The sequence below is a fragment of the Adlercreutzia sp. ZJ304 genome (assembly GCF_011039075.1).
Taxonomy (GTDB): Bacteria; Actinomycetota; Coriobacteriia; order Coriobacteriales; family Eggerthellaceae; genus Adlercreutzia_A.
In genome coordinates this window covers 1-4998 of sequence record NZ_JAAKEG010000017.1, presented here as the reverse complement: position 1 = coordinate 4998, position 4998 = coordinate 1, and the positions used below count along the sequence as shown (strand labels likewise).

2 protein-coding genes are annotated in these 4998 nt (G+C 45.7%); both read left to right on the top strand.

Annotated elements, in window-relative coordinates; translation table 11 throughout:
- On the top strand, window positions 1-3248 hold a 3248-nt coding region (locus G7Y46_RS08345), incomplete at its 5' end, for an InlB B-repeat-containing protein (RefSeq protein WP_206214200.1).
- A gap of 826 nt (window positions 3249-4074) precedes the next feature.
- A complete protein-coding gene (locus tag G7Y46_RS08340) occupies window positions 4075-4809 on the top strand; it encodes a hypothetical protein (RefSeq protein WP_165253286.1) in 735 nt (244 codons plus the stop codon).
- The last annotated feature ends 189 nt before the right edge of the window (window positions 4810-4998 follow it).

Here is a 4998-nt window from a genome sequence, read left to right as displayed (position 1 = left end):
TGGAGGGTAGACCTGACTTCTTGAACTGGTCACTAACTCCTGCTGGTACCGCTTTAGAACAGTTGGGCAGCGATGGTAATGTTATATATCGCTGGACTTCTGATGTATGGGCTAACTTTGAGCCAGTTATTATTTCGTGGAATACACATGGTGGTGGCACGATTGCCGATACGCCGCAAGCTGGTGGAACTATTACTAAAGTTCAGTTGCCTGCAGATCCATCAAAGTCTGGGTATACCTTTGCTGGGTGGTGGACAACAGCATCTGGTGAGGGCGATCAAATAACATCGAATAGCTATTTGCCAGATACTAATACAACCTATCATGCAAGATGGGCGATTATTAACTATACCCTACATTTTGCTGATGGAGCATCGGGTGTATTCAATAGCGCATCATGGCCCGCAGATGAGACGGTTACTGTAGAGAGCGCAGCTATCACATTACCTAAGAGCACAGATACAAATGTGCGTCAGCGCCAAGGCTATACATTATCTGGTTGGAAGCCTGCAACTACTGGTACTGCGGCAAATACATATACAAATACAGTTAATGTAGAAGACCTTGTTTCCAACGGCAATGTGGGTGCCAATAACACCATAGTGCTTAATGCACAGTGGGCTGAAAACAAGTATAAATTACACTTCATCAGCGCTAAGGCAGGTGCAACAGGGCTTCCGGCAGACATAGCTAACGTTGCGTATGCTTCCGCACCTATAAATATAAGTGCTGCAAACCCGACGAACTTAGGCTACAGCTTCAAAAACTACACCGGACCAAACGGCACACAGATATCAACTGGTAGTACACACATATCCAATATATTGCCCGCAAACAGTTTCCCTGCGAATGGGGCAACCATAAATATTACGGCTAACTGGGATTTGGTTACATACACGTTCAGTTTCGCGAATAGCAAAGATGTTGATGGCGCAGTACTGATTGACACACCTAGCCAAACAGCGTCTGTATCTACAAACATAGAAGAAGCTGCGACGGCTACACCAGCGAAGCTCTATACTGCAGAGCCTAGTCTTATGGGCTACACATTCGGTGGTTTTACCGGCGGCAATGCAAATAAGACTTATGCTGTAAACACCACTTTAAACACGGAAACTTTCAAAGAACTGATAGGCAATGGATCGGCTACAACAATAGTACTTAGCGGTAAATGGACTCCCAAGACCTACACCATAACGTTTAATCCGAATGGTGGGCAGGGTACAGTAAACAGTACGTTTATTGAAGATGTGAAGTACACAGCCAATATAACGTTGCCCACAGCTGAGCAGGTTGGTTTTAGTAAGGTGGGGCACGTATTTAGCGGGTGGCTGAAAGCTGCGGGCGACACTAACACCGTGAACTTCACAAAGATGAGTGATGCGGTGAAAGCCTATGGCGATGGCACGGCTATGGTAATGTATGCCAAGTGGGTAGCTGGAGATAATCAACTTACGGTGGTTTATCACTGGCAAGACCCAGCAACGGGGGACTATGACAGTGTTACCACTACAGAAACCATAGCGCAGGCAGGCGGTTCTAGCCTTACAACGGGCGATGTGGTGGACATAAAAGCTGGCACGGTGCAACACGGCAGCACAACAGTAACTGACAATACACTGAAAGATTACTACAAAGAAAAGATTAGCAAGAAAGATGGTCGCGAATATGACGCGACGGCTTATGACAACCACGTTGAAAAGTATGTGTATTTGCTAGATGCAAACCATGGGGGCAGCTCGGTTAGTACGCAAGCAACACTAACTGCTGACAAAAATGCCAAGATAGATGTTTACTATAACGTGCTTCTGAAAGTGGAATTTGTTAACAATGCGGATGGATATTCGCAAGGTACAAAAGACAGCATAAAGCATGTGGCATGGAATACTGCTGTGCCGGCTGCACTTGGAGACATGGGCGGCATGACACTTACAGATGAAGGTAATAAGTGGGTGTCGTTTAAAGCTTGGGCAGACAGCTCTGCCGAATACGCGGCTACAGCAACACCTGTACTGCAAGACAGCTTAACGCTTCATCCGGTATGGGATAAGAACATCTACACCGTGCGTTATGCCGAAAAAGATAACGAAACTGGTCGTGTGGCTACGCAGCTAACCGATGCGGATAGCAGCTATATAACAACGTTCATAGTTGATGATTTCGGTACAAACAAAGACCAAAAAGTGGCATTTAAGCAAGCTGTAGCCAACACGGGGTATACGCTTAGCGGCTGGGATGCTAAGAATGCGTCCAACAATTATGAGAGTGTGGCTGATGTATCGCTTGGTACTAACAGCACTTTTGACAAGTTGTTCCCGAATGCTGCATCTGGAAATGCAAATGACAGAGTGGCTACGGTATATGCTGCATCTACGCCAAATACCTATACGCTTAACTTTGCTAAATATGCTGATGGAAGCGGAGATTTAGGCATAGCGGATAAGACGTTTAGTGTGGACGATAGCAGCTTAACCTTGCCGGCAGCAGGTGATGTGGTTGATAGCGCTAAGATGTATGGCTTTACCTTGCGCGACTGGCGTATAGACGATAAAACGGGTACACCGCTTGTGCATAATGCTGGCGCAACTCTTGACAATACTAAGCTGCGGGCACTAGTGCAAACTGCGGCAGGGGATACATCTGATGTTGCAACAGACAAGAATGGCGTTCGCAACATTAATCTGTATGCTGGATGGACTGCAGTTTACAGCGTGGAAGTACCTGACAACAGTGTGGCTACATTTGATCTAAGTGCGCCGCAAGCAGATATACCTGTTTCATCAGAAGAAACTATAAGTGTCAATAACGGAACTCCTTTGCAAATTAAGGTGGGTGCACAATCGGCTGTAGGCACAGATGCGTCTTCAGTGTTTGGTAGTGCTGTAAATGGCGTGACGCTTGGATTTGTTGGAAGCGAATTTAGCCTAGACGGTGGCGATACTACTTTCCAGCAAGTAGTAGGAGCAGCGACTAGCGATTCCAATCATCCGCCACTTTCCGGCAACATGACCATGAAGCTTAACGGTGCTGCAGTTCAAGCTGTTATGAATGAGTTAGCTAAGCATCCTGATACGGGCATAACGGCTGATAATGTGGCTGAGGTTACTTGGACGATTGATTTAGTCAATGTTGCTACCGACGGTACAGGTGGTAGTGCACCAACCGATAACGACATTTGGACATTCGATAGCAGCACTTCTGCTGCAAAGAAAGCTGCAAGTGCGCAATCAGCTTTAGCGAATTTATAAACCACACGTTTTAGGAATTTGTGGCTGCACCACAGCAAAACGCAGCCACTAATTCCCGACGTATGCAATATGCCATGCAAATGGCAAAGCGGCACCACCGCACCTTGACAACCGAATAGAATAATGAATCTTTCCTATTGCATGATAAATGCACTATACTTGCATGCATGCCAAATTTCTATAAGACATCTGCTGCGTGTTTGAAAGCTAGCGGAACAAGTGATTTGTTTCGTAAGGCTCGTGCCGTCTATAACAGTATTGTGAAATCAAACCGTAGGATGGCTTATGTACGTTCACGATATTTTGGTGGAGATAAAGTATTTCTAGATCTATTTTGGGCGCATTTGAAGCAGAAAAACAGTGCAGAACGCCAGAGACGCCTAATGTTGTATCCTTGCGCAATAGAACTGATAAGAAAGACGACATGCGCTCCGGAATCTATTCACGATTCAGGAAACAAATACTTTAGATTTTTTGGCACATCTTCTGATGGGGTTAACTTTGCGGTTCAAATAAAGCGCAATTCAAAGAATCAGAAGTACTTTATGTCAGTGTTTCCGCTGAAATAGGCATGAAAAAAGCCTCGCATGTGAGGCTCTGTGACCTCGGCGCCAGGCTTCTTACAGGCAAAAGACTATCATGTTTTTTATTATTTAGCAAGAAAGTTTTGCCTGTAAAACTATGTAGTTTAGGCGTAAGAAAGCGCCTGAGTATAAACGATGCATTCCAGTCGGACGCTTGACTTAATTGCAGTATATCAGGGTTGGTTATTTTATTTCTATTCGGTTGTCTTGGGTTTTATAAGACGACGATTAGGAATAGATTGATGGCAAACGAGAACCTGAACAACCAGCAAAGACCAAAGGTAAGGCGAGTAGACGGGGCAGATGCGAATCGCGTGCAAAGACCCAATGTGTCGTCTTCGCGTTTTGGTGCAAATAGTTCATCACGACCTACTAGGGCGCAAGCGCAAACGCAAGTGCCGCCGCAAACGCAAACCTCGGGTTCCGCAAATGCGGGCGGCAACGGCAGCAACAATGGTCGCAAAAATAGCGCTAACCATAGCAGTAAAAAGAAAACAATCCTTTTGGTTGTGGGCATTGTTGTTGTAGCTTTGGCTATATGGCTTTTAGTTTGGCTATTTGCTTGTAACGGCAACAGCTTATTTGATCCTAATGCGCAAACTGGACAAGCGCCTTATAAGTCTCAAGAAGAAATGCAGGCAGAACTTGACCGTACAGTTGAAGAAGGCATGTTCAACATATCAATTGCGTCTGTAATTCAGTTTGAAGATGGTACGTCTTCTGGTACTGCATACATCGAAAACGTGCCCGGCAACCACTACCTGATGAAAGTAACCATTACAGAAGACGATACGGGAGATGTTTTGTATGAGTCTGGAGTACTAAAGCCCGACCAATACATCGAAAACATTGCGCTTGCGAAAGACTTAGATGCTGGGGCACATGAGGCTACAGCCACATTTACAGCATTAGACGAACAGACCTACGAAGAGGTAGGAAAAGCTGCCGCCAAGATAACGATAAACGTGCTGAATTAGAAAGGGGTGAGAAATGCATTTGAACAGTTAAGGCGGTGCGGCGGTGTGCTCACAAAGCGAGTTCCACAGCGAAAGAAGTGTTCTGTGAACATTTCTGCCGAGCGAGGACCGCAGAGCAGCTGAGCATTCCGCCACCCCGCCTTAACGGGTGGAGTGAATAGACCGCAATGTCGGTTTGTTCCGAATGTT

Coding starts and splice junctions, on each gene's coding strand:
- G7Y46_RS08340 (WP_165253286.1), top strand. CDS start 4,075: ATGGCAAACGAGAACCTGAACAACCAGCAAAGACCAAAGGTAAGGCGA.